Annotated in this window: 16 protein-coding genes; 11 read left to right on the top strand and 5 right to left on the bottom strand. The window is 46.9% G+C overall.

The window, feature by feature from the left end; all coding sequences use genetic code 11:
• The first annotated feature begins 65 nt into the window (after positions 1–65).
• Positions 66–2,468 carry an ABC transporter permease gene (locus tag LZG73_RS16900; RefSeq protein ID WP_233852676.1) on the top strand — a complete coding sequence of 801 codons (2,403 nt, stop codon included), beginning with the start codon at positions 66–68 and terminating at the stop codon, positions 2,466–2,468.
• 260 nt (positions 2,469–2,728) lie between these two features.
• On the opposite strand, the gene LZG73_RS16895 is transcribed toward LZG73_RS16900, so the two are convergent.
• Complete coding sequence (locus tag LZG73_RS16895) at positions 2,729–3,355, bottom strand: sialidase family protein (RefSeq protein ID WP_233852667.1); 627 nt, start codon at positions 3,353–3,355, stop codon at positions 2,729–2,731.
• Between the two features lie 300 nt (positions 3,356–3,655).
• On the opposite strand from LZG73_RS16895, the gene LZG73_RS16890 reads away from it, so the two are divergent.
• Together LZG73_RS16890 and LZG73_RS16885 are read left to right on the top strand one after the other, a co-directional pair.
• On the top strand, positions 3,656–5,017 hold the full coding sequence (locus LZG73_RS16890; protein ID WP_233852665.1) for a hypothetical protein: 1,362 nt from the start codon (positions 3,656–3,658) through the stop codon (positions 5,015–5,017).
• 35 nt (positions 5,018–5,052) lie between these two features.
• A complete protein-coding gene (locus tag LZG73_RS16885; RefSeq protein ID WP_233852663.1) occupies positions 5,053–5,991 on the top strand; it encodes a proline dehydrogenase family protein in 939 nt (312 codons plus the stop codon).
• A 153-nt stretch (positions 5,992–6,144) separates the two neighbouring features.
• On the opposite strand, the gene LZG73_RS16880 is transcribed toward LZG73_RS16885, so the two are convergent.
• Together LZG73_RS16880 and LZG73_RS16875 are read right to left on the bottom strand one after the other, a co-directional pair.
• Positions 6,145–6,915: a LytTR family DNA-binding domain-containing protein gene (locus LZG73_RS16880; RefSeq protein WP_233852661.1), complete on the bottom strand. Its 771-nt coding sequence runs from the start codon at positions 6,913–6,915 to the stop codon at positions 6,145–6,147.
• Positions 6,915–10,004, bottom strand: a complete 3,090-nt coding sequence (locus tag LZG73_RS16875) for a sensor histidine kinase (protein WP_233852659.1) — start codon at positions 10,002–10,004, stop codon at positions 6,915–6,917. Before LZG73_RS16875 ends, LZG73_RS16880 begins: the two co-directional genes overlap by 1 nt.
• A gap of 317 nt (positions 10,005–10,321) precedes the next feature.
• Here LZG73_RS16875 and LZG73_RS16870 point away from each other — a divergent pair, with 317 nt between their 5' ends.
• The 4 genes from LZG73_RS16870 to LZG73_RS16855 all read left to right on the top strand — a co-directional run bounded on the left by LZG73_RS16870 (position 10,322) and on the right by LZG73_RS16855 (position 14,571).
• The gene (locus LZG73_RS16870; RefSeq protein ID WP_233852647.1) at positions 10,322–10,741 is read left to right on the top strand and encodes an ester cyclase; all 420 of its coding nucleotides are present in this window, start codon (positions 10,322–10,324) and stop codon (positions 10,739–10,741) included.
• A 110-nt stretch (positions 10,742–10,851) separates the two neighbouring features.
• On the top strand, positions 10,852–13,263 hold the full coding sequence (locus tag LZG73_RS16865) for a T9SS type A sorting domain-containing protein (protein WP_233852645.1): 2,412 nt from the start codon (positions 10,852–10,854) through the stop codon (positions 13,261–13,263).
• A 47-nt stretch (positions 13,264–13,310) separates the two neighbouring features.
• Positions 13,311–14,072, top strand: a complete 762-nt coding sequence (locus LZG73_RS16860) for a hypothetical protein (RefSeq protein ID WP_233852643.1) — start codon at positions 13,311–13,313, stop codon at positions 14,070–14,072.
• 73 nt (positions 14,073–14,145) lie between these two features.
• Positions 14,146–14,571, top strand: coding sequence for a nuclear transport factor 2 family protein (locus LZG73_RS16855; protein WP_233852641.1), 426 nt, complete (start codon positions 14,146–14,148; stop codon positions 14,569–14,571).
• Positions 14,572–14,596: 25 nt separating this feature from the next.
• Here LZG73_RS16855 and LZG73_RS16850 read toward each other — a convergent pair whose 3' ends face one another.
• Together LZG73_RS16850 and LZG73_RS16845 are read right to left on the bottom strand one after the other, a co-directional pair.
• Complete coding sequence (locus tag LZG73_RS16850) at positions 14,597–15,949, bottom strand: hypothetical protein (RefSeq protein ID WP_233852639.1); 1,353 nt, start codon at positions 15,947–15,949, stop codon at positions 14,597–14,599.
• Positions 15,950–16,006: 57 nt separating this feature from the next.
• Positions 16,007–18,463 carry an outer membrane beta-barrel protein gene (locus LZG73_RS16845; protein WP_233852637.1) on the bottom strand — a complete coding sequence of 819 codons (2,457 nt, stop codon included), beginning with the start codon at positions 18,461–18,463 and terminating at the stop codon, positions 16,007–16,009.
• Positions 18,464–18,738: 275 nt separating this feature from the next.
• Here LZG73_RS16845 and LZG73_RS16840 point away from each other — a divergent pair, with 275 nt between their 5' ends.
• The 4 genes from LZG73_RS16840 to LZG73_RS16825 all read left to right on the top strand — a co-directional run bounded on the left by LZG73_RS16840 (position 18,739) and on the right by LZG73_RS16825 (position 24,062).
• The gene (locus LZG73_RS16840) at positions 18,739–19,968 is read left to right on the top strand and encodes a DUF4185 domain-containing protein (RefSeq protein WP_233852629.1); all 1,230 of its coding nucleotides are present in this window, start codon (positions 18,739–18,741) and stop codon (positions 19,966–19,968) included.
• Positions 19,969–19,991: 23 nt separating this feature from the next.
• Positions 19,992–20,198 carry a hypothetical protein gene (locus LZG73_RS16835; RefSeq protein WP_233852627.1) on the top strand — a complete coding sequence of 69 codons (207 nt, stop codon included), beginning with the start codon at positions 19,992–19,994 and terminating at the stop codon, positions 20,196–20,198.
• Positions 20,199–20,265: 67 nt separating this feature from the next.
• Positions 20,266–22,587: a PSD1 and planctomycete cytochrome C domain-containing protein gene (locus tag LZG73_RS16830; protein ID WP_233852625.1), complete on the top strand. Its 2,322-nt coding sequence runs from the start codon at positions 20,266–20,268 to the stop codon at positions 22,585–22,587.
• Between the two features lie 11 nt (positions 22,588–22,598).
• Positions 22,599–24,062 (top strand): DUF1501 domain-containing protein, encoded by a 1,464-nt coding sequence (locus tag LZG73_RS16825; RefSeq protein WP_233852623.1) that lies wholly within the window; start codon positions 22,599–22,601, stop codon positions 24,060–24,062.
• Positions 24,063–24,095: the final 33 nt, after the last annotated feature.

Here is a 24,095-nt window from a genome sequence, read left to right as displayed (position 1 = left end):
TTTATATATAAAATAATTATATATAATTGCATTTATAAAGGATGTTCATCAAAAGGCTTTCGATCATGCTTACACATTACTTAACCCTTTCCCTGCGCCGCATGTGGCGGCAGCGCCAAGTCAACTTCATCCGTATATTGAGCCTCGCCCTCGGGCTGGCGAGCGGTCTCGTGATTTTTTTAGTGGTCAATTACATGTTCAGCTTCGACCGCCATCATCCGCATATGGACCGGTCTTATTGGATTGTGACCGATATCAAGCGCGAACATGTTATGCAGACCGATGCCGCGCCCCGGCCGCTAGTGGAAGTGCTGCGCCGCGATTATCCGTTTGTAGAGAGCGCAACGCGGCTCGAAACCGTTTTTGGCCGCACAATTGGTGTCCCGGATGGCAGAAAAGGTTGGGTGAAAAAATTCAATGAAGCGCGGAATGTCTGCTTCGCGGAACCGCAATATTTCAATCATTTTTTGGTAAATTGGGTTATGGGCAATCCGCAGACAGCCTTGACATTGCCAAACACAATCGTCATCAGCGAGCGTTACGCCCAAAAATATTTTGAAAATGCAGATCCAATCGGTCGCACATTGCGGCTGGATAATCGTGTAAACCTAACCGTAACCGGCGTCATCAAAAATCCGCCAGCCAACACGCAGCTTCGTTACGACGCCCTGATTTCGTACGCAACCATCCCAGGTTTGGAACACATTGGCGCCATGCAAGATTGGGAAGGTCTGCAAAGCATGTGTTTTGTGAAGCTGCGTGAAGGCGCAAATCCAAGGCAGTTGTCAAACGCGCTGGAAGCCATTCGTAAGAAAAATCTGTCTGTCGAGAAAGCGGCGCAGTTTGCCTATCACGTTCTGCCACTTGCAGACCTTAACCACGAACGCAGCGGCATGGCTCCGCGTCCTGTCTTATATGCATTGATTGCCATTGGGTTACTGCTCGTTCTGGCTGCTTGCGTTAATTATATCAATCTGGCCACTGCCCAGGCTTTGCAACGCGCAAAGGAAGTGGGCGTGCGCAAGGTTGTCGGCAGCAATCAATGGCAACTGATCAAACAGTTCGTCCTCGAAACAGCGCTCTTAACGGTTATTTCAGTCATTATAGCCTTAATGGTTACGCAATTAATGATGCCGCTGGTCAACCAGACGCTGGCAACGCAAGTGGAGATGCTGCACCCTGCCATTTCCATAACGGATTTGCTCCAACCGAAAAGCCTGGAATGGTTTATCAGCCTGATTGCCAGCGTAATAATTTTGGCAGGATTCTATCCGGCCTGGGTGTTGTCGAAGTTTAACCCGACGAAGGCCTTAACCGGCCAATTAACCACGCAGACTGTCGGCGGATTTACCATCAGGCGGACATTGATTACGGGGCAATTTATTCTTTCACAACTCTTCTTGATCATTGTGCTGGTCATAACAGCCCAGCTTCGCCACATGCAAAAGGTGGACTGGGGCTTTAAGCACGAGCATATGACGACCGTCTGGCTTTCTCCGCCCAATCCGGTTCCCTACAACCAGTTACGCCAAAGCTGGCTGCAATTGCCAGGCGTTGAAAAAGTGACATTTAGCAGCGATCCGCCTGCTTCGCGTTACAACCGTCCCACACCATTCAGTTATCACATTGCATCCAAACCCGAACCCTTCGAAACACGCCTTCGCGCGGCAGACGAGCATTATCTCTCCGCATTTGGACTGTCACTTGTGGCTGGTCGCAACTTCCGCTCCACGGACACCACCGCGCAGGAAGTGATGGTTACGGAAGCGCTTGTGCGTCAATTGGGCGTGTCGCCCGTGAGTGCTGTCCTTGGCAAACCTTTGCGAATTAAAGACGCCGACCGCATCATTGTGGGTGTCGTAAAGGATTTCCGCAGTGGCGATCTGCATCAGCCCATTGTGCCCGTTACGATCGTGCATGACCTCGGGCATACGACCATGGCCGTGCTTACCTTATCGCCCGCATCACCAAAGAACACATTGAAAGCGATTGAAAACGTTTGGGATCAAACAATGCCCGACCGCGTCTACAAAGCGGATAGCCTCGACGATTTGCTGGCTTCATTTTTCCAAATGGAAAGGCTGCTGGCAGGTTTTGTGCAAGCATTCGCATTCATCGCCATGGCCACAAGCTGCATCGGACTCTACGGTTTGGTGACATTCATGGCCGAAGGACGCGCAAAAGAAATCGGGGTAAGGCGCGTGCTCGGAGCACGGACGCAGCAGTTACTTTGGCTTTTTGGCAAGGAGTTTGGCCGACTCATCCTGTTCGGTTTTCTCATCGCCGCGCCGCTAGGCTGGTGGCTTACAGGCAGCTGGTTACAGCAATACACGCATCGGATCACGTCAAGCCCCTGGCTGCTAGCCGCAACATTGGCCATCACCGTGCTGATAACGGCATTGACGGTTTTGGGGCATGCGTTGAGGGCGGCGGTCGCGAATCCGGTTGGGTTTCTTAGGAATGAGTGAATGAGCGGGCGCCGCTGCGCTGAATGAGCGGGCGCCGCTGCGCTGAATGATCGGGCGCCGTTGCGCTGAATGATCGGGCGCTGTTGCGCTGAATGAATGAATGAATGATTGAATGAGTGAATGAGTGAATGATCGGGCGCCGTTGCGCTGAATGATCGGGCGCCGTTGCGCTGAATGATCGGGCGCCGTTGCGTTCAATGATCGGGCGCTGTTGCGTTGAATGCTGCTGCGCTGAATGAGCTGGGGCTTTGGGATGGAGGTTAGTAATTGATTGGTTTTTTGGAGATGTAGAGTGTTCCGCGGACGTCTTGTTTGTTGCATAGTTGTACGTATCCGTCTTTGTTGCAGAGTGGCGCGGAGGCGGATATGTAGAGGCGGGATTTTTGGTCGAAATAAACATTGTTTAGCGCGTGCTGTTGCGGAAGTGCGATCTTGCGGCCGTTTTCCGTCACAATGCCGAGATATTCAATCGTTCCCACTGGCTGAATGATCTCATCGATGCTAAACCGGATGCCGTTGGCTGAAAAGCCATAATTCAGCGGCGTTTTCATCTCAGGAATGCCTGGTCGCTGCGTGAGCTTGTCCCAGGTAACGCCACCATCCAGACTGAAATATGCTGGACGGATCGCATATCTGTTGCCCGGATCGTCGCCACTCATCGTTTGCGTGTCAAGTGTGAACAAAGTGTCATTGCTCACTGCAAATCCCAATAAACCATTTTTTGAATCAAATGTTGACTGCGTCCAGGTTTTCCCCTTGTTTTTGGAATAATACGCGCGGTATCGGTCTGTAACCACCAATGTGCCGTCAATATCTCCATAAACAGCGTATATCTCAGTATTTTCCGGTCCCCGCAAAATATACCAATCCGGGTGCTGCATTTCCATGTCCGGCTCCGGTGAATCCTGCCCGCTGCGGCATGAAACAAAGCATAAAATAACAAAGAAGAGTAAAAGTGATTGCCTCATAATTATAGACACGTTCTAAGTTGTTGCGTGGTTACAATTTAGCATAGCATTTTTATTTTCTCAATGATTTGATGTGAAGAATTTGTAAAATATCATTTATGCAAAAACCCACCCAAACCTCCCCACATTTACATTACAGCTACTCAATCTGACATTTCGGGATAGTCGTCCATCGCCTTGTTCCTGTTTGCGGGCACTTTTGTGAAAACATTATTAGCCATGAACAAAACATTTGGATTACTATTATTGGCATGCTGCCATTCCCTTGGATCTGCATCTGCCCAAGATTCGGCGCGTTACCAGCTTCGTCTTTCTGTTCCTGTTATTGATCTGCCGCAAAACAAGGACATTCCTTATCGCTATCCTTCCATGCACCAGGCGTTGGAGTTCTCTGCTGACGTGTATGATCTTGGTTATCTAGGGATTGACAAGCTTGGTAATGCGCTTTTTAAGCCAAAAACAAAAGCTTACAGCAATGGAAGAAAAGCAGTCAACTTCGGCTTTAAATATCTGGCAAGCCTCGGTTTTGTCAAATATGGCAGCGAATTGCCCATTCCGCTGGGCGTGTGGGCGCATGAAGAATTTCATAGGTCGGTGCTGGGCGTTAATGGCATTGATTCCAAGAACGGAAACTGGTTTCCGCATCGCTGGGACGGGACGGTTTACGGCATTGGTGATCAAGATTTAAGCGTGCTTAAAGCAAAGGATGTCAATCAGTTGCTGTATGCTTATGTCGCCGGCGTGCAGTCGGAAGTGTTACTCACCAGGAAAGTTGCAGTTCAGGATTTTTACAAAAAACGGACTTTACCAAAAAACGCATGGATGGTTTACAATGCGTGGTATGTGTGGGATTATTTCAAATTTTCAACCAGTCCGCAGAGTGATTCTGTTGCGGTGTGGGCAGCAAAACATGAAAACGCAGACCCTAGGGAGCGTGATTTTGCAGGAGCAGACTTGACGGCTTGGGCTTACGACATGTTTAGCCCGGAAAAGTCTTATAATGAGCGAGATAAGTTTCCCAATGGAGAAGGCGTCAACCGAAGGATCGGGTTTTCTCAACTCACGGAAGATGGAAGGGAATATTTGCTTAAACAAAAAAAATTAGCGCTGCTGAACTTTGTGAATCCGGCGATATTTTTCATCAACCGCATTCCGCTTGGCCGACATTCGTCATTCAATTTTTTCCTCCAATACGCGCCGACGCATTACGGAAACGACATTGCGCTGATCTTGCCGGTTCAGGTTCGTAACACGGATTTTTTGTTAGGCTTGCACCAATATAATAATTACAAATCAGGTGGATACGGTCTTGATCTGGGCTTTTACAATCGCCAACTGTCAAAGCGGCTCGAAACCGATTTGGTTGTCAACTTATGGAATCAGCCGGAGCGATTTTTTGAAAATGACATGCTTAACGGCGGCGCTTTGCAGGTTGATTTTCGCTTCCTCGTTGCCGGAAACCTGTCGCTTTCGGCATCCTTCTCCGGCAAAACGGAAGGTTGGCAAATGGGCAGTCCTTATCTGAAATCAAATGTGTCGTCGCGCTTTGGATTGGCTTACGCATTGAAAAACAAGCAGTAACAAAACCACTTAAAAACGCAAATCCACAAACTGCATTGGACGATTTACTTGCAATAGGAGCGGCTGCGCTTAGGAAGGCGGCCTTGAATGAATCTGCGAAGGAATACATTCTGAAAGATCGAACGCTTTTTCCCATTTTGAAGCGGGCGGCGGATCGTTACATTGCTGGCGAAACGCTGGCGGAAGCCGTCGAAAAAGTCGCTGTGCAAAATAGAAACGGTTATAAATGTTCGCTGGAATTCATGGGCGAGAGCACGAAAACCGAAGCGGAAGCTGTTGAAGCAACGAATGAGTTTTTACGGATTTGTCAGACAATTAGGTCACTAGGCTTAAATTCAACCGTTTCACTGGATCTGTCACACATTGGACTGGCCATTTCAAATGATCTGGGTTTGCATCATTTGGATATGATTTGTAAAGAAGCTGCTCAATCTGGCACGGAAGTGATCGTCAGTGCGGAGGGCACCGAAAGGACGGATGCCATTTTGGAAACTTATCAGCGAATCGCCAAAAAGCGCGATAATATTTCGATCACGCTTCAAGCTTATCTGCACAGGACAAAGGATGATTTTCAGCATATTATTAAAAACAAAGGCCGTGTCAGGATCGTGAAAGGCGCATTTGAAACGGAGAAAGGACTTTCTGTGCCAAGAGGATCACAGCTCAATGATGCCTATCTGGGATTTGTGGATCAACTGCTTTCGGGAAAACATCCGTGCTCCATCGCCACACACGATGCATTCATTCAGCAGGAGGCAAAAAAATTGGTTGATCATTACCAGCCACAAGCCGGCTTGTATGAGTTTGAAAGTTTGTATGGCATTCAAAACGAGCGACTTGCCCAACTGAAAGCAGAGGGTTACGCGACAAAGTTGTATTTTGTTTATGGCAAAGAATGGTATTTATATGTCTGCAACCGCATCGCAGAATTTCCGCTAAATGTCTTTTTGGCATTGCAGGATGTCATTGTATAAAAGTGATTTGAAACATTAACAGACGATGCTCCACTTCCGTAAGCACAAAGATCTTCCGGAAGCTCAGCCTCCGAAGTCATACATTGTTTTTTGGTGTACTCAGATCAAAGAGGCCGCAAGAAGCAGAAAAGGTTGTATGGCGGGGGAAAAGATTTAACTATCGAACCATTTTTTGAAAGATGGTGCTTTTTCGCGGCTGATATCCAATTCCGGTTTGAGCGGATCTTTAAGAAAAACGGTCAGTTTTTGATTTTCGTGGGAACGAATGCCTTGAATTGCATCGCAATTGACGATCGATTGGCGGTTGGCCCTGAAAAATTTTGCAGGGTCGAGCAGCTCTTCGATTTCATCCATCGTCGTAAAATCCATCACATGCCGGTCGCCTTTGAATGTGTAAAGAAAAAGAATGGTTTCTTTGACAAAACAGGCAATGTCTTCCGTGTTGATCGGGATCATTTGATTACGGAAATTGACGATGAATTTCTTTTTATAAGCTGTCTTTGAGGCGATTGGATTGGTAAACGCCTGCAACAATTGTTGCAGATCAGCGTGCATATAGCTCGTTTTTTCGATCAAAACCCGGCATTTGTCAACCGCTCTTTTCAGCTCGGCTTCGTCCACAGGTTTTAACAGATAATCAATGCCGTTGACTTTGAATGCACGGATCGCATATTCGTCGTAAGCGGTTGTGAAAATGACCGGACAGGTTAATTTCACTTGTTCAATGAGGTCGAAACTGACGCCGTCGCCGAGCTGAATGTCCATGAAAAGAATGTCTGGCTGCTCGTGTTGCCGAAACCACGCAATCGCCGATTCGACGCTGGACAGCACTTCGATCACTTTTACGTCGTCGGCAACCGCGCTGATCTTGCTCTTCAGCTCCCGCGCCACCAGGCTTTCGTCTTCCACAATTACGGCTTTCATTATATCAGGGGTATTTTAACGGTAAAATAATGGTCGTTCTCTATGATCTCAATCCGGCGCTCCGTCAAATATTCGTAAAGCGAACTGATGTTCGTCAGCCCTTTCCGGTTGCTTGTTTCTACAAAGTTTTTGCGTTGCAGATTGTTCTGCACAACCAGCTTGTCTTCTTCATTGAATATGCTGATTGTCAAAGGCTTCTTGTCTGAAATGATGTTGTGTTTGATCGCATTTTCGATCAGGTTTTGCAGCGTAACGGGCGCAATTTTCCAATGCGTGTATTCGGGGTTAATGCAAACTTTGACAATCAAACCTTCCTCAAATCTGGTTTTTTGTAGTTGAATGTAAGTTTCCGTGAACTGGATCTCGCTCGCCAGCGACACCAATTCGCTATCGCGGTTTTTGAGAATGTATCGATATGTGTTGCTCAGTCCGCTCAAAAATTCGCCCGCTTTTTTCTGGTCAATCCGGATAAGACTGCTCAATGAAGTAAGCGAGTTAAAAAGAAAATGCGGGTTCAATTGCTGTTTCAAGCTGTCATACATGACCATTGCCTTCTCTTTCTCCAGCGAATTCGCCCGGCTTTCCAGTGCGTAAATTTTCTGTTCTTGCCGGATACGCAGCTGAAAAATTGAGTAAACGATGCCGACCCCAATAATCAATGCCAGAATCCGGAACCACCAGTTTTTGTAAAAAACCGTTGCAACATGAACCGGCAACACGACGCCTGGTTCTTTCCAATCTTCATCAATGCTGCTCGCACGCACTTTAAAAACATAATCGCCACCGGGCAAGTTCGTGTAACTTGCATAACGTCTGCTGCCGCAATTAACCCAGTTTTGATCCAAACCTTCCAGCATATACGCGTAATGTTGCTTTTCGGGCTGGTTCAGGTCCAATGCTGCAAACTCAAACGACAATTTGTTTTCTTCCACATCCAGTCTTACCGGCTGCGTCGCCAATTTGTCCAGATATCGCTCCTGATCATTGACTTTCATTGAGGTGATCTGCAACGGAACTTTTGCGCGCCGCGTCCTCAGAAATGACGGGTCAAAATCATAGTAACCGCGCGCGAGCGTAAAACGCATTTGGTTGCCGGGTGCCCGCATAATGCGTTGCTCGGTGTAAGAATATTCAACGCCATCGGACGATCCGAAGCTGGTAATGGTGTGATTTTCAGGTTTTAGCACACACAAAACGGAACTGGTTACGCACCAGATTTTCCCGTCGGGAGCTTCGCAAAGATCAAAAACAATGTCCCCGCGCATGCCGTGCTCGGCGGTAAGCATGCAAGTGCGCACGGGTTGGTTTTTTGAGAATTCCAGGCTGAGTAACCCGGCATTTGTGCCGACCCAGATCGTGCCTTTTTTGTCACAAATGATTGCGTTCACATCATTTCCAGCCGCCAGGCCCATTACTTTTGACGACACCGTTACAAATTTTCGGGAAGTCTGACTGAAATAGGCAAGGTAACCATTGTTTCCACCAATCCAGATCATGCCGTTTTTGTCTATGCAAACGGCACGCATAATGCCCGAAGGAATGTGGCCCGCGCCCTTTTCCTCCGGCGAAAAATGCACGATGCCCTTGGTATGATTGTCGAAAAGAAAAACGCCATTGCGCTGCGACGTAACCCAAACATTGCCGTGCCGGTCCTCGCAGGCCCTGAGATAAAAGTTGGTTCTGTTATCGGATTTTTTGGCAAGATTGGGTTGTAATGTCTTTGCTAACAGCAGTTTGTCCTGATTCAAATGATAAATATAGTCGCGCGTGATAACCCAGATCCGTCCCTGGCTATCCTGAATAATGTCATTAACCATCATCACGCGCTCGTCAAGGTCATGCGCAAAAGGCAGCGCTTTTTCAATTCCTGTGTGCTTGTCCTTCACATGTAACCCATCCGCAAATCGCGTCCCGGTAAGCAGAAATCGGTCATTTTCGAAAATCTTGGAGATCACATGCAAAGAACCATTGTCTGAATGCGAGACTATTACAGGATGAAATTCAAACTTTTTCTTTTCAACTCTGACCTTGAACAAGCCCATTTCATGACTCACCCACAGGTTGGAAGCATTGTCCTGCCACAGTCCCGAATATTCGTCCACATTATGCTGCGAACTTTCATAAAACGAGTTTTTATAAAAATGAAATTGACCCGTAGACTTGATAAAATAGCCGAAACCACCGTCATTGGATGTGTTAAGAAACAATGTATCCTTTCCTTTTGCGGCAATGCCGCGAATAATATTGGTCGTTCCGGAAAGACTGGACTTGTTGTAACGGAAGTTTTGCCATTTGCCAGAGCGCGTGTTATAACTGGAAATGCCACCGGACCACGAGCCCATCCACAACATTTCACCATCGGCGGCCATGCTTGTGAACAGGTCACTCCTAACCATGTTTTTCACCGGCACTGGGAAAGGGACGCGTTTTAGTTCAGTTGTTTTTTTGTCAAAATGATAAAGTCCATCTGCGGTCGCTAACCAGAACTTGCCCTTTTCCGCTTCATGGAATGCACCAACATGATCATAAAGTCGACTGCGGTCATCAGCAGGAATATTAGCAGGAATAAGGCTTATGTGCTTTGAAATGCCCGTTTTCCGGTCCAGGAGCAACATTCCAGCACGCTCGATGCTCACCCAGATATCATTGTCCGAATCTGCAAAAATGGAGAGCACGCGCTGCGCGGGGAAAGCTTTTTTGGTCCGATCGCGCAATGCGTAATTTTTGAATTTTCCCGTTGTCGGGTCGTAAGCGCTTACGCCGCCCTGCTGAAAACCGGCCCATATCAATCCGCTTTTGTCGGTGGTGATAGCGGAAACATTGTTTGCCTGAATGGAATGCGGATCGTCGGAATTTTTGCGGAACATTCTAAAACGGTAACCATCAAATCGCGCGAGTCCTTCAACCGTTCCAAACCATAAAAAGCCACTTTTGTCCTGGACCATGCAATGAACGAGCCTGCTTTCCAAACCGTCCGACTCATCGTATTTCGTGACCTTAAAATCGATTTCCTGAGCAATCACATTTCCGGTCGCCACCAAAAAGATGATTAGTAAGAGTTTGAAAATGATGTAGGAAAGGCGGCGCATGTGCTGGGACGATTGCATTTATAAAAATTGCAAAAAAAGAATGCATTTAATAATCCAAATGATTGAGACGTAGCAAAATTGAACTGAGGCGTGGCACATTTCAATCGAAGCGTTTCAATCGACCTATCATCTGCGTATATAGCAATACGTTTATCTTTATCACCGCAAAACGTTACAAGCAATTTTTCCTACGCTTCGATTCTTAATTTCCTACGCTTCGTTCATTTTTGATTTTCAAGCAGGAATAAGTCCGCATACATTTGTCACATCAAAAATTACTGCAACGTGCTGTCAATCAGCAAAAATATTTATTAGCCATGACTTTTACACCAGAAAACAAACAGATTGCCCGACTGTGGCTGCAACTCGTCAGCGAAGGGAAAGTCGAAGCGATTTGCGCGCTCACGGCACCGACCTGGAAGATGCACGGCGGCGCGCCAAACATGCCCGAAGGCCCGGACGGCGTTCGTTACTTGTTCAACACCTTCGATCACATTGACCAGCAATGGACGGTCAATATGATTTTTGCCGAAGGCGATTATGTTACGGTTCGTGCCACCAATTCGTGCATGCAATCGAGTTTTTTAGGAATTCCTGCCGCTGGCAAGCGGCAAGTTTTCACGTCAACATTTATATTTCACATTGTCGACGGCATGATGATGGAAACCTGGCGCAACGCCGACGACCTCGGGCGCGTGCTGCAATTGGGTGCCAAACTTGTGCCTTCAGAAGCTTAAAAACTGATCCATTCTGCACTGACGCACGCTGTTATTTGCTCCGGCCGGACATCAGATAACGAGAGGGAAAGCTATATCTGTTCACTAAACTTTACTAATCTCTGGTTGCTATGAAAAATCAAATTTTACTGAAAATTAATTTAATATTCTTGCTGACAAATTTGCTGGCAACGAACACAACTGCAGCTGCACCGGACGTAATAACCAGCACGAAATCAACACTGAATTTCTCCGGTGAAGTTGGCAGCGTCTCTGACGGACAAACGTTTATTCTGACCTTCCCAGGAGGAGACGGACAAATATTAATTGATGCGCCCGCAGGTTATGAAATCAAAGGAAACGTGGGCATTGGTCAGGATTTTGGTAATCATGTGGAGGTGCCCGGCACATTTTCTCTTGCATTTCTCGAAGTCACTGTCCGAATGCGGGCAGATTTTCTGCCTCACCTTCCGGGCAATCATACCTCTTTGTTGACCTGTAATTTTAATCCTTCGGGCAGCGGAGGAAATTCGAAAGTCGATATAACACTCAGCAGCACAATTGCACCAAGAAGTGTCCCTGGTCGCATTTCAGTGGGTGATCCGATTGTTCTGAATTCGTTTCGTGAAGGGGAAGGTCCCTCCGTGCAATCTTACAATCTCGATATCATATTTTTATTAAATCAAGAGCCGAGAATACTTGACATTATCTCTCCAAATGATTTTGAGATTAGCCTCCTTGAAGCAGGTCCTTTCTCATCAAGTTTAAGTTTCAGCATTGGAGGCGGTTTGCAAAGCCAGATATTTGCTAGTAAAAAAATATTTGTTAGGTTAAAAGGAAATCTGCCTCCCGGGACTTACACGACTGACATCTTGCATACACCACCACAAGCTGGTGCTGTTGTTAAAACAGTAACATGCACCATTACGCCCTCAATAGCAACTGCCGGAGTGTCACCTGCTAGTTTGACAGGATTTAAAGCTAGCTCCGATGCGCCTTCTGTGGAACAAAATTATCTTTTATCCGCCACCGACCTGCCTGCTCAGTCTGCGAGCCAATTCACGATTCTCGCTCCGGTTGGATTTCAGGTGAGTTCCGAAAAAGACGGCCCATATCAGGATTTTATAATTGTCGACCGTGGCGCTGATGATCAGGATAATACGACCGATTTTTCTAATCTCCAAAAAGCAATTTTTGTGCGATTAAAAGCGGGTCTAACACCCGGCCTCTATTCCGGCGACGTTGTCAACGTGAATGCATTGACCGGAAATCACAAAGTTGCGGTCTCAGGTGAGGCTTTTGACAAATTTCCGCAAACAATCACCAGTGATCCTACAAGCATCACAGCTTTAAACACAATTCAGGGGACAGCTTCGGGCACAAACAACTTTTTACTGCGTGCGAAAGGGTTCATTAGTTTGCCAAATGGGGCCTCAATGCATGTGAGGGCGCCCGCCAATTTCGAGATCAGCCAATCCGCCAATGGGCCATTTAGTCAGGATCTGGACTTCACGGACTTTGATTCCAAAGGCGACCTTACCAAAAACGTGCTGATCCGTATAAAATCGAATGCGCTGGCCGGAACGTTAACAGGAAATATTGAAGTTAACATAGGCATTTTATTCAGTCTTGTTATTCCGGTAGCTGCCCAGGTTGCCCCGCCGCCTGCCACAGCGCTAAACCCCGATACACTGACGCTCTCAACTCCGCCGGGAACGCCTTCACCGGTGCAGAATTTTACCATTTCAGGAACAGGGCTGCCCATCGCTTCACCAGCCATCATTGGTGTTTCGGCGACTGCACCGGATGGCTATGAACTTGCACTTGCAGCGACCGGACCATTTTCAGACGCTATTTCAACGCTGGCGTCCGTAGCAAACGACCACACCGCATCCCGTACGCTTTTCATCAGGCTTAAAGGAACCGGCGCCGGTGTTGTTGATGGCAAAATGAATGTACAAATGGGGAATGTTCAGGCGAGTATTTTGACGCTGAAAGGTTTGGTCTCGCTGATTCTTCCAGTCACATTATCAAGATTTTCCGCGAAACCTACCGATGCCAGTCGAACCCTGATCGAGTGGGAAACAACGGACGAAGTGCAGAACGAAGGTTTTGAAATACAAAAATCAACAGACGCGTTAACATTCCATAAGATTGGCTGGATGGATGGGCAGGGCACCAGCAAACAGACGAAGCGTTACAGTTTCACCGATGAGAACGCCAACACAACGAGTTATTACCGCCTCAAACAGATCGATTTTGACGGCAAATTTACCATGTCGAGAATCGTTGTGGTTGTCCCTGAAAATGAAAGCATTACGCACCTGAACGCTTTTCCCAACCCGTCTGTCGATGGCCTGTTCAATGTTCAAATGCCCGAGCTGGTGACAGAATCTGCATTGTTCGACATAGCGGGAAAAAAGCTGGAAATACCTGTTGCAAACGGCAAACTCGACTTGCGCAGATTTCCTTCGGGACTCTATATGCTCAAAATTCAAACCAAAGAAGAGCAGCGAACGATCCGCCTGATGAAAAGCAATTAATCCAGTTTTTATAAATCAATTTTCAAACTTTCACTTAAACATTAGTCATGAAAACAATCCAATTATCCAGTTTGATTCTGTCGGCTACGCTGGCGTTTGGTTCCATTTTCTTTGTTGCCTGTTCAGAAGATGATCATGTGCTGCCCGAGGAACCGACCTTTTCGGTTGAGGTTAAGACGAGCAACACATTTGGCAAAATGCTCGTTGACGAGAAAGGCCGCACGCTTTATTTTCTTGAAAAAGACGTAGATGGGAACAGCGCATGCAGCGGCGGCTGTCTGAATGTGTGGCCGATCTTTTTCGACGAAACTTTCACGGCTGGACCCGGCGTGGAGGCAGGACTTTTCGCTACGATCACCCGCGCTGACGGACAAAAACAAACAACTTACAAGGGTTGGCCGCTCTACAAATTTGCGCAGGATAAAAAAGCGGGCGATGTCCTTGGTGACAACAAAAACGGCTTTTTCATAGCAAAACCTGATTATAGCGTGTTTTTTGGCAACAAAGGCGCCGGACGTTATCTTGTGGATGCGTTGGGCAAGACCCTTTACACTTTCGCTAATGATGTGGACGACACCAGCAATTGCAACGGAGGTTGTGCAGCGGTTTGGCCACCATTCTTTATCGAGCCGCCTGTCGTTCCAAGTCCGCTGAAAACGACTGATTTTTACAAAATCACGCGTGCCGATTCCAAGCCGCAGGCTACATTCATTAAAAAACCGTTTTATTTTTTCTCAAAAGATGAGAAGCGCGGCGACGTGAAAGGAACGGATGCGAATGCAAAATTCACCGTGTTGACATTCAACTAACGGGCTGCCATTTGCCGACCGGATTGCCGGCCATTGCTGGTAACCCGGTCGGCATTTTTATAGTTTTTAAAAAATGAATCCCGATATCATCGACAAATTCAAAATGCATTTCAACCGTCTCCCGGACGAAAACGCCGCACTTTTAGAGGAAATTTACGAAAGTGATGCGCATTTTCAGGACCCGATCAGAACATTGAAAGGCATTGTTGAAATACACACTTACTTGCAAAAATTCAATGCGAATGTCAGGCGCGGCGGCTACAAATTCACGCAGCAAAGCATTCGCAACGACCGGGCATATCTATCCTGGGAACTCGATCTAGAATATAAAATTCCACAAAAAAGGATTGCGGTTTCAGGCATTACAGTGCTCCTAATCGGCGAGAAAGTCATTTCCCAGCGCAATTATTACGATGCCGGAGCCTTCTTCTACGAGCATTTACCGCTTATCGGACCATTCATTCGATACATCAAGCGGAAGCTTTTGAAGTGTTGTTAGTCGGCTTGCGTAATTTTCCAGTGAACTATTTCAATGTAATGATCTGGCTGTATCGCTCCGTTTTTTCCGAGTTTCTCAAAATGTAAACCTCATATTGTCCATTCGGGACGCTTTTGGTCACCGGAAAAGCGGGGAAAGAGAGGAAGCCGTCAAAAACGGAATAAACCGTGCCGGAATAGGCGAGCTTGTATTCTTTGCGGCTTTTGTGATCTATCAAAATCAACTCAAACTTGTCAGTCGCGGGACCCCACGATTCTGTGTAAACAATGATGGGCTCTTGCCGGTTAATCTCTGTCGCCGAGGCATAATAATTCAAGCTCAAACCCATGTATGTCTTGAAGGAAGTGATGCGGGATGGCTGCGTCACGATGCGGGCAATGGGCTGGGTCCTCGTTTTTTGAATGTAAAAATGATCATCGCCGGAATATCTATCAATCCCTTGCTTTTCAAGATAAGGCTCTTTTTTCTTCCCGTTTTCGAGGTAAGTGATCTTGTAATTGCCCAAACCGACGCTCGGTGGCAGGTTTCCGGACAATGTTCCTGCTTTTTCGTATTTCAAATTGATGCGTTCGGCCGGCATGAAATCATTCTCAATGATTGCCTCATATTTGCCCGTTGGAGAGAAATTGAAACCATTGATTTCAAAATAACGGTCCGCTTCAAGCATATGCCAGCTTCCTCTTTTGAAAAACACCGGACCCGATTTGACAACAAACTGCGATGTCAAAATCTCCGTTTTTTGGCCCCAAACCACTTCGGCCGTGTATTCACCGGGCAAAATTGTGCCGGGTAAGGTGAAGGTCGCGCTGTCTCCGCGCTGCGTTTCCCGAGGATCGATGTAAAGCTCTTCCACAATCTCACCCGTGGCCTTGCTTTTGAAACGGATCAGTGGTTCGTAAATCAATTTTTCACCTTCGTTAACCGTCGCTTTTGTTCCTTTCAAGTCAAAAGAGGCCGCAAAGTGCGCATCGGGTCCAATTGTCAATGCAAGATTTTTGGCAGGCTCCCGCACATTGATGGCTTTGAAAGGAATAACAATGACGTTAAACTTTCTGCTTTGCCGAGTTTTGCTTTCGAGGTCAAGTGTGATTTCTTGATCTTCGTAGCTAACCCCGTTCAGGATCGGTGATTGCGTAGAATAACCTGTTCCAGGGACAATCACGGGTTTGATATAATCGCCCGGTGCGTAGTTTTCGGGCAGGTTTACAACAATCACATCCTTTCCAATCCTGATGTTTTTTTGATCCGCTCCGGGAATGGAAAAGTCGAGAACATCGATCACTTTTTCACTGCCGGGCTGAGGCACAGGTTCTTTCTTTTCCTTACATTGCCAGCAGAGGCAGGCCAGGCATACAATCAGAGCGAGTGTTCGGTTCATCGGAGAGGCAATTTTTTTGTAAGATAAAGAGTCCGCTGGATTTAAAATAGCATTCGCTTACCTGATCCTTGCCCTTTCTTCTTTTGAAACTTCTGACCGTGAAGCTTGTAATTTAATGCCCGAATTTCCAAAGGAGCGTGTGTAAGTCAGTTTGAAAATCCGGGTGCGCGCCGACTCGGATTTATAAATAAAATCGGCTTTGAGGTCAAACGCCTCTTTCGTCAGTTCGCCAAAATGGCCGTTCACGCGCATTGATTTGAAAACATCAGTTACTGTGAATTGGAAGCTGCCGAGGTTGTGTTTCAGCTCTTTTTTCAAACCCGCATTCAACATTCCAAATCCCTCAATGCGTTTGGAACCCTCAAACTGCTTTGAATTATACCAGCCGGAAATTTCCAGTGCAATTTGGCCCGGAATGGAAAAAGTCTGGCTGCCGTTGAAGGAATAGGCGAAATAGGTTTTTTTGAGTTTTTCAATGGTATGTTCAAGTTGAAATTGCCGCCAGCCACTCGTTAATGCGTAGGTCGTATTCCACCAGTTCGAAACTTTAACCTGGCCGCTTGCCTGGAAACTGAGGTTGTTTTGAAAGCGCATATTCTGCGGTGCAAAATACATAAGATCGCGGGCGGGACTTTCCTGTTGCTGATAAAGAATGATCGGATCATTGTCACGACTGGCTGTTATGGAAAATGCGTAACCATTGAAATTGTATCCAAATTTTAAATTATTGGTGATCGTAGGCCGTAATGCAGGGTTTCCAGTCGAAACCGACATCGGATCATTATATTGCAAATAAGACGAGAGGTCATTGAACGACGGCCTGCTGATGCGCTTTGTATAAGAAAGTTGCAATGCAGATTGTTCGTTTATTTTTTTATTGATAAAAATTGCTGGAAACAGCTTGCCCAGTTTTCGGTTGACGTCACGCTCATTTTTATCGGCCTCGGCTTTCATTTTGGAAAACTCGTATCGAAGACCAGCTGAAACGGAAATTGAGGGATTGATCTGGGCAAATAAGGAAGTGTAAGCGGCTCCAATCCTTTCATGCATTGCAATGTTATTGATGTAGCGCGGACCTCTTGTCCACTCACCGTCAATGAATTGTGAAATATAAGAATTGCTCGTGCTGTTGGTCAATGTTGCTTTTGCGCCCGCTTCAAGCCGCCATTTGGCATTTAATTCTTTAATGTAATCCATTTTCAGCACGCCAACCGCAATGGGCGTTCGCGATTTCCCCATTTGCCGACCTGAAAAAATATTTCCTTCCGGAAAAATCTGCTGCCTTCTTTTATCGTAAAATATCGTCTCGCCTTCGGTCGGATTGTCGTACAGATAATGCATGAAATCAAGATCAACATTCAACTTTTCGCCTTCCCGGAATTTGCTATCGAGATACACACTGGCATTTACATTGTCCCACCGGTTTTTGCCCGATATCGTCGTTTCGAGCGACAAAAGTGAGTCAGACGCGATCCGGAGATAGCTTCCGGTGTTAAATACATTGCGTTCCGTTCGGTTACCATTATACGAGATGCTTGTGCCAACGGTGTTTTTACCAAAATACAAATCCGTTCCGAACAACGCATTCTGGCTATTTGAAACCGCTGTATTTGTGCTCGTTCCAAAAACGTCCAGCTTGCCGCCGAATGCGGGCATATCCTGCGTGCTCCACGCTATATATCCGTCGCGTGTTTTGTCGTGCAGGTAAGCATAGGAACCAAAGACATTCCACTTTCCGTTGCGGCGCGTCACATTGAGACTTCCGCTTCCTTTCTGTCCCCAACCATATCCGGCGCTAGCCGCAACAGATACTTTTGTGCCGGCTTCGAGGTTCTTTTTCAAAACAATATTGATCATTCCGCCCGTGCCATCCGCATCATATTTGGCTGGCGGCGTGGTGATAAGTTCGATTTTTTCAATGTCATTCGCCGTCATATTGTTCAGCATGGAAACAACCTGCGTAACGGACAGCCGTACCGTTTTCCCATTGATCATCAGCATGATGCTGCTTTTTCCGTTGAGGGAAATGCTGCCGTTGCGCATATCCACAATCACACCCGGGGAGCGTTCGAGCACCTGCAATGCAGAGCTTCCTTTGATGAGCACACTATTTTCGACATTAACAACGGTCCGGTCAATTTCCTGCTGAAACAATGGCTTTTCACCTTTCACAACAAACTCTCCCAGCTGCTGCACATCACTTTCCAGGACTTGTGTTCCAAGATTTAGAGGCCCTTGTCCGTCCAAAACAGCAATGCGCCCGGAAAGCATAGTTTGATAACCCACGGCACTAAACCGGAGCAGATAAGTCCCGGAAGTAACACTTTCAGTTACATAAGCTCCCAATTCATCCGTAACCGCGCCCCTGACAAAAGAGCTGTCCTCGGCATACATAACCAGCACATTAGCAAAAGGCAAAGGCTCTCCCAAACCCGTCGTCAGCTTACCCGAAAGCTGAGCACTGGCATTTTGCGCAGACAAAAAGCAAGCGCAAGCAAACAAGATACTTTTCATGGCCGTAAATTGAAATATCCAAAATCAGATCCCCTCGGACCGTGATTTCAAATCAACTCAAACGCGGCTGTAATGCAGAATTCTTTTGACGAGAAGGAGGATAAAGTTGCGGAAGGGTGGGGTGTTGTTCACATTTTAAATCCTACATCTTCCAGAAATTCACTCACTAAATTCCCAACGTTACCCAACCCCTTTCATCCACCCAACTTTCTACCTAATTTCAAACGTCCATACATACGAACATACAGCGCAATTGAGCTCTTAATCTGCAAGAAATGAGAATCCGCTTTTACATAAAATTTAATATTCTGCTGCTTGTCTTGTCGTTGTCGTCTTGTGGCGGGGGGAATATTGGGAAAAAGCAAGGGGGCAGGGGGCTTGAAATTAATGAAAGGGAGTTTACGGTGGAGGCGGCGGCGGATTGGACTAGGCTTTTTTTGCGGAAATCCGGGTGGTTTGGGGGCGATGGGATTTTCGCTATTCCGTTTTCAGGCAAGGATTCTGAGCAAAATGACAGCTTGCTTTTCTTGTTCAGTGATACGACCATTGGCGAAATCGATGGAGATACGTTGCAGCCGGGAATGATGATGGTCAATAATTCTGTGGCTGTTTTGAAGGGTAAAAAGCCTGATTCATCGCGCATTGAATTCAGGATGGCGCGGGAAAAGGGTGCGTATGAAGCCATTTTTATTCCAAAAACAGACAAGCCCGATAAAGACACTTACTTTTGGCTGGGCGATGGTTTTGCTAACCCCGATGCAAACAAAGACTTGTTTATTTTTGCTTATAAAATCACAAATACACACGACGGATCGCCTTTTCCATTCAAAGAAACGGGCAATGCATTGATTCGTGTTCCCGCGAAAAGTGATTTCCCTTATGCTGATCAAAAGCAGTTGCCGCTTCCTTTTAACGATTACAAAACGGATGAAGAAGCGATTTCCTTTGGCGCAGCTGTATTTAACAACAGCGACTCGGCCGGCGAGATGGACGCGGATGGATTCACCTACATTTACGGCATTAGAGGCAAGAACAAAAAGCTTGTTTCTGCCAGAATCAAGCCCGCTAACATTGAGGCGTTCGATAAATGGGAATTCTGGAATGGCAAGGGATGGTCGAAGGATGTGAAATCTGCCACCACTTTGAGTGATTCTGTTTCTAATGAGCTCAGCGTCAGTCGGATTTCAAAAGGGAAATATGCATTGATTTATCAGTTGGGCAGTATTTTTCCGGAAATATGCATGCAAGTCGGGCCGACGCCGGTGGGGCCGTTTGGTCCGCGGATTGTGCTTTACAAGACGACAAATGACATGCAAGATCCGGATTTGTTCACATATAACGCCAAAGCGCACCCCGCATTGTCGGCGCCGGGCGAGCTGCTGATTTCATATAATGTGAACAGTTTCAAGTTCATGGAAGTCATTCAGAAGAAACCTGACCTTTATCGCCCGCGTTTCATCAGGGTCAAGTTCAAGCAACGATTTTTGCAAACAAACCCTCAATAACATTCGACAGAATCAGTTCAATTTTGCCAATCTTCATCCGATTTTCTGCGCATAACCTGGGTGACGTCGGATGCAAAAATTGTGAACTTTTCAAAGCAGAAATTGGCGCCATTGCGGCAGACAAGTTTGTCGCAGGCAAGCTCAAAGTAGAAGCCGGAAGCCAGATCCTTTTTATAAAACGCTTTGTGTTTGGCAAGTTTAATTCAAACAGAATTCGGGTGCGATTTTAGTAGTTTTATTAAAGTCTTTGTTTGGTCAAAGGTTTCGGGATTTACAGTGGTTGTAAGTAATTAATATATGAAAAAGCAGCTTTTCTTCTTGGCGACAATCACCTGCCTGGCTGCGCTTTTCGTCGTGTCTTGTTTTCAAAAAAACGGGACTTCGAAGAAAGGCGTCGATAAAGGGCTGGTCAGCTACAACTTTGATGTCCGCCCGATTTTGTCCGACAAATGCTACGCTTGCCACGGACCGGATGCCAAAAAAAGGGAAGCGGGATTACGCCTGGATGTCGCTGAAAGCGCATATAGCAAATTAAAAGATGGAAAAGGCTTCGCAATTCTTCCCGGAAAACCGGATGAGTCGGAAGTTTATAAAAGGATCACTTCTGTCAATCCCGACTATCAAATGCCGACGCCGGAGTCGCATTTAGGACTTCTGAATGAGAACGAAATTAATGTTGTCCGCAAGTGGATTGAGCAGGGAGCGAAATATGAAAAGCATTGGGCTTTCACCGCGCCGGTTTTGCCAGCTGCGCCCGAAGTTTCGGACAAGGATTGGCCCAGGAATGAAATCGACCGTTTTGTTTTGCAAAAAATGGAAGATGCGGGACTTGCTCCTAACGAAGAAGCCGACAAAAGCCATTTGCTCAAGAGAGTTGCATTAGACCTGACCGGCCTGCCGCCTACATTGGATCTGCAAAATAGATTTGCCGCCGACAAAGGTGAGAAAGCGTACGAAAAAATAGTAGACGAACTGCTCAGCCAGAAAACTTATGGCGAGAAGATGGCCATTTACTGGCTGGATGTTGCCCGTTATGCGGATTCATATGGTTACCAGGATGACGAGGTCCGCACGCAATGGCCGTGGCGCGACTGGCTGATCAATGCATTCAACAAAAACATGCGTTACGATCAGTTCTTAACGTGGCAGATTGCGGGTGATATGCTGCCTAATGCAAATAAAGAGCAGATTTTGGCAACCGCATTTTTCCGGAATCACAAATACACGGAAGAAGGTGGTGTGATCCCTGAAGAATACCGGATTGAGTATAACATTGACAAAACAAAAACATACAGCACGGGTGTTTTAGGGCTTACTGTGGAATGTGCACAATGTCACGATCATAAGTATGATCCCATTTCACAGGAAGATTATTATCGCCTTTTTGCATTCTTCAACAATTCAAAAGAGCTTGGTTTTGAAGGAGACATTTCCCAAACAAAACTTGCAAAAAATCCCATTCTGCGCATCTCGGATCAGGAAGCAAAAACGCTGCTAACATTCATTAACCGGCCAGACACGAGTTCGCTGATGGTGTCCGTCATGGGAGATCGCGGCACGCTGCGGCCAACGCACATTTTAAACAGGGGCGTTTATGATGCCCCCGGGCGCGTTGTAACTGCATCCGCATTGCCATCGGTCATGAAATTTGACACTAACGGACTTCCGCAGAACCGAATGGGCCTGGCCAAATGGACGACAAGCAAAAGCAACCCGCTCACGGCAAGGGTTTTTGTAAATCAGATCTGGCAGGAGTTCTTTGGCAGAGGCATTGTAAAAAGCACCGGAGATTTTGGCATGCAGGGCGATTTACCAACAAATCCAGCATTGCTGGACTGGCTTGCAGTTGATTTTATGAACCATGGCTGGGATATCAAAAGATTGGTCAAGCAGATCGTTACTTCGGCTACCTATCGTCAATCCGCGAAGGTGACGGATGAAAAATTGAAAGTTGATCCCGAGAACATTTATCTCTCGCGAGGGCCTCGTTATCGGTTGCCGGCTGAGTTGGTGCGGGATATGGTGCTGTCAACCAGCGGGTTATTGGTTCCGAAAATAGGAGGGCCAAGCGTTAAGCCTTACCAGCCCAAAGGCTTGTGGGAAGCAGCGACATCGGGGAGAGGAACGCTGAAAACATATCAGCAGGATAAAAATGATGCATTATACCGGCGAGGGATGTACACATTCATCAAACTGACTGTCCCGCCGCCGTCGATGATCATTTTCGACGCCAGTAACAGGGATCATTGCGAGATCAAACGGTCGAAAACGAACACGCCTTTGCAGGCACTGGTCATGTTGAACGACCCAACTGTGCTGGAAGCATCGCGCGTTTTAGCCGAACGTCTGACGGCCAAGTCGACGAATGTGGAGACGAACATTAAGGAGTCGTTTCAGCGGATTGTTTGTCGCCAGCCTACGGATAAGGAGGTGAAATTGCTTACAGAATATTACAACGGTGAAGCTTCCATGTTTGCCAAGGATAAAAAACATGCGTTCAAGGTTTTGAATGTGGGTGAATTTCCGCGGAATGAGAAAGTGAATGAAGTGCAGGCCGCCGCACTTATGCGGGTGATTAATGCGCTGTATAACATGGAAGAGACGATTACAAAGAGCTAACCGCTAACAAAATGGAAAAGCCAATATTTGAGCATGGAATGAACACCACCCGCAGGCACTTCTTGTCGAAGTTGAGTCTGGGACTTGGGAGTGCAGCCCTGGGATCACTTTTGATTCCCGATCTTTTCAAAGGTGGCAGTGGCGGTGAAGCTGATGTGGAGACGCTGATGGCGGGTTTACCGCATTTTGCTCCCAAAGCAAAACGGGTGATTTATTTGTTCCAAAACGGTGCGCCGTCTCAGCTGGATCTGTTTGACTATAAACCCATGCTGAACAAAATGCATGGCGAAGACCTCCCGGAATCCATTCGCGGAACGCAGCGCCTAACCGGCATGACGGCCAATCAGGCAAAATTTCCTTTGGCGGGTTCTGTTTTTAATTTTAAACAATATGGAAAATCGGGTGCGTGGATGAGCGAACTGTTGCCGCATATGGCGAGCATTGCCGATGATCTTTGCATTATAAAAACATTGAACACCGAGGCCATTAACCACGATCCGGCACTGACATTCTTTCAAACCGGTGCCCAGGTGGGAAACCGCCCGAGTTTTGGCTCATGGCTGAGTTATGGATTAGGCAGTGAAAATCAGAATTTGCCTGGCTTTTGTGTGCTGCTTTCGCGCGGCAAAGGCAATGGTCAGGGTGTTTATTCCAAACTCTGGACCAATGGATTTCTGGATTCGGTGCATCAGGGTGTGCAATTCAGCAGCGGTGAAAATCCGGTTCTGTATCTGAACGATCCCGATGGAATGGACCGGACACAGCGCCGGAATATGCTTGATAAGGTTGCGGAACTGAATCAGGGAACATTCAACGAGTTTGGAGATCCGGAAATTACGGCCAAAGTGCAGCAATACGAAATGGCGTTCCGGATGCAAACTGCCGTTCCGCAAATCACGGATATGAGCAAGGAACCTGAGTCGATCGTGAAAATGTACGGGCCGGAATGTCTCGTGCCAGGCACGTATGCGGCAAACTGCCTTTTGGCAAGAAAACTTTCGGAACAGGGCGTCCGGTTTGTGCAGCTGTATCACCAGGGCTGGGACAGCCACGGCGGACTTCCAAATGAAATCAAAGGCCAGTGCCTTGACGTGGACCAGTCGTCAGCGGCTTTGATCACGGACTTGAAACAACGTGGTTTGCTGGACGAAACGCTGGTGATCTGGGGCGGTGAGTTCGGGCGTACCAATTATTGTCAGGGCACGCTTACCAAAGACAATTACGGTCGCGACCACCATCCGAGGGCATTCACGGTTTGGATGGCGGGCGGCGGCATTAAGCCCGGAATTGTTTACGGGGAAACGGATGAATTTGGATACAACATTGTAAAAGATCCGGTTCACGTGCATGACTTTCACGCAACGATCCTGAATCAGCTGGGTCTTGATCACGAAAAATTAGTTTATAAACACCAGGGCCGCCGCTATCGGTTGACGGATGTGGCGGGGAAACTGGTGAAAGGAATTATTGCTTAGTGCTTGTTTTGCCACGAATGCACCAATGCACAC

It is taken from the genome of Dyadobacter sp. CY326, from assembly GCF_021390515.1.
In the GTDB taxonomy this organism is placed as follows: Bacteria; Bacteroidota; Bacteroidia; order Cytophagales; family Spirosomataceae; genus Dyadobacter.
The sequence above is the reverse complement of the archived record's forward strand: the minus strand, read 5'-3'. Positions and strand labels throughout refer to the sequence as shown.

Excerpts from the sequence above, each read along its gene's own strand:
- LZG73_RS16900 (WP_233852676.1), top strand. The coding sequence starts at position 66 with ATGCTTACACATTACTTAACCCTTTCCCTGCGCCGCATGTGGCGGCAG.
- LZG73_RS16895 (WP_233852667.1), bottom strand. The coding sequence starts at position 3,355 with ATGGAAATGCAGCACCCGGATTGGTATATTTTGCGGGGACCGGAAAAT.
- LZG73_RS16890 (WP_233852665.1), top strand. The coding sequence starts at position 3,656 with ATGAACAAAACATTTGGATTACTATTATTGGCATGCTGCCATTCCCTT.
- LZG73_RS16880 (WP_233852661.1), bottom strand. The coding sequence starts at position 6,915 with ATGAAAGCCGTAATTGTGGAAGACGAAAGCCTGGTGGCGCGGGAGCTG.
- LZG73_RS16875 (WP_233852659.1), bottom strand. The coding sequence starts at position 10,004 with ATGCGCCGCCTTTCCTACATCATTTTCAAACTCTTACTAATCATCTTT.
- LZG73_RS16870 (WP_233852647.1), top strand. The coding sequence starts at position 10,322 with ATGACTTTTACACCAGAAAACAAACAGATTGCCCGACTGTGGCTGCAA.
- LZG73_RS16865 (WP_233852645.1), top strand. The coding sequence starts at position 10,852 with ATGAAAAATCAAATTTTACTGAAAATTAATTTAATATTCTTGCTGACA.
- LZG73_RS16860 (WP_233852643.1), top strand. The coding sequence starts at position 13,311 with ATGAAAACAATCCAATTATCCAGTTTGATTCTGTCGGCTACGCTGGCG.
- LZG73_RS16855 (WP_233852641.1), top strand. The coding sequence starts at position 14,146 with ATGAATCCCGATATCATCGACAAATTCAAAATGCATTTCAACCGTCTC.
- LZG73_RS16850 (WP_233852639.1), bottom strand. The coding sequence starts at position 15,949 with ATGAACCGAACACTCGCTCTGATTGTATGCCTGGCCTGCCTCTGCTGG.
- LZG73_RS16845 (WP_233852637.1), bottom strand. The coding sequence starts at position 18,463 with ATGAAAAGTATCTTGTTTGCTTGCGCTTGCTTTTTGTCTGCGCAAAAT.
- LZG73_RS16840 (WP_233852629.1), top strand. The coding sequence starts at position 18,739 with ATGAGAATCCGCTTTTACATAAAATTTAATATTCTGCTGCTTGTCTTG.
- LZG73_RS16830 (WP_233852625.1), top strand. The coding sequence starts at position 20,266 with ATGAAAAAGCAGCTTTTCTTCTTGGCGACAATCACCTGCCTGGCTGCG.
- LZG73_RS16825 (WP_233852623.1), top strand. The coding sequence starts at position 22,599 with ATGGAAAAGCCAATATTTGAGCATGGAATGAACACCACCCGCAGGCAC.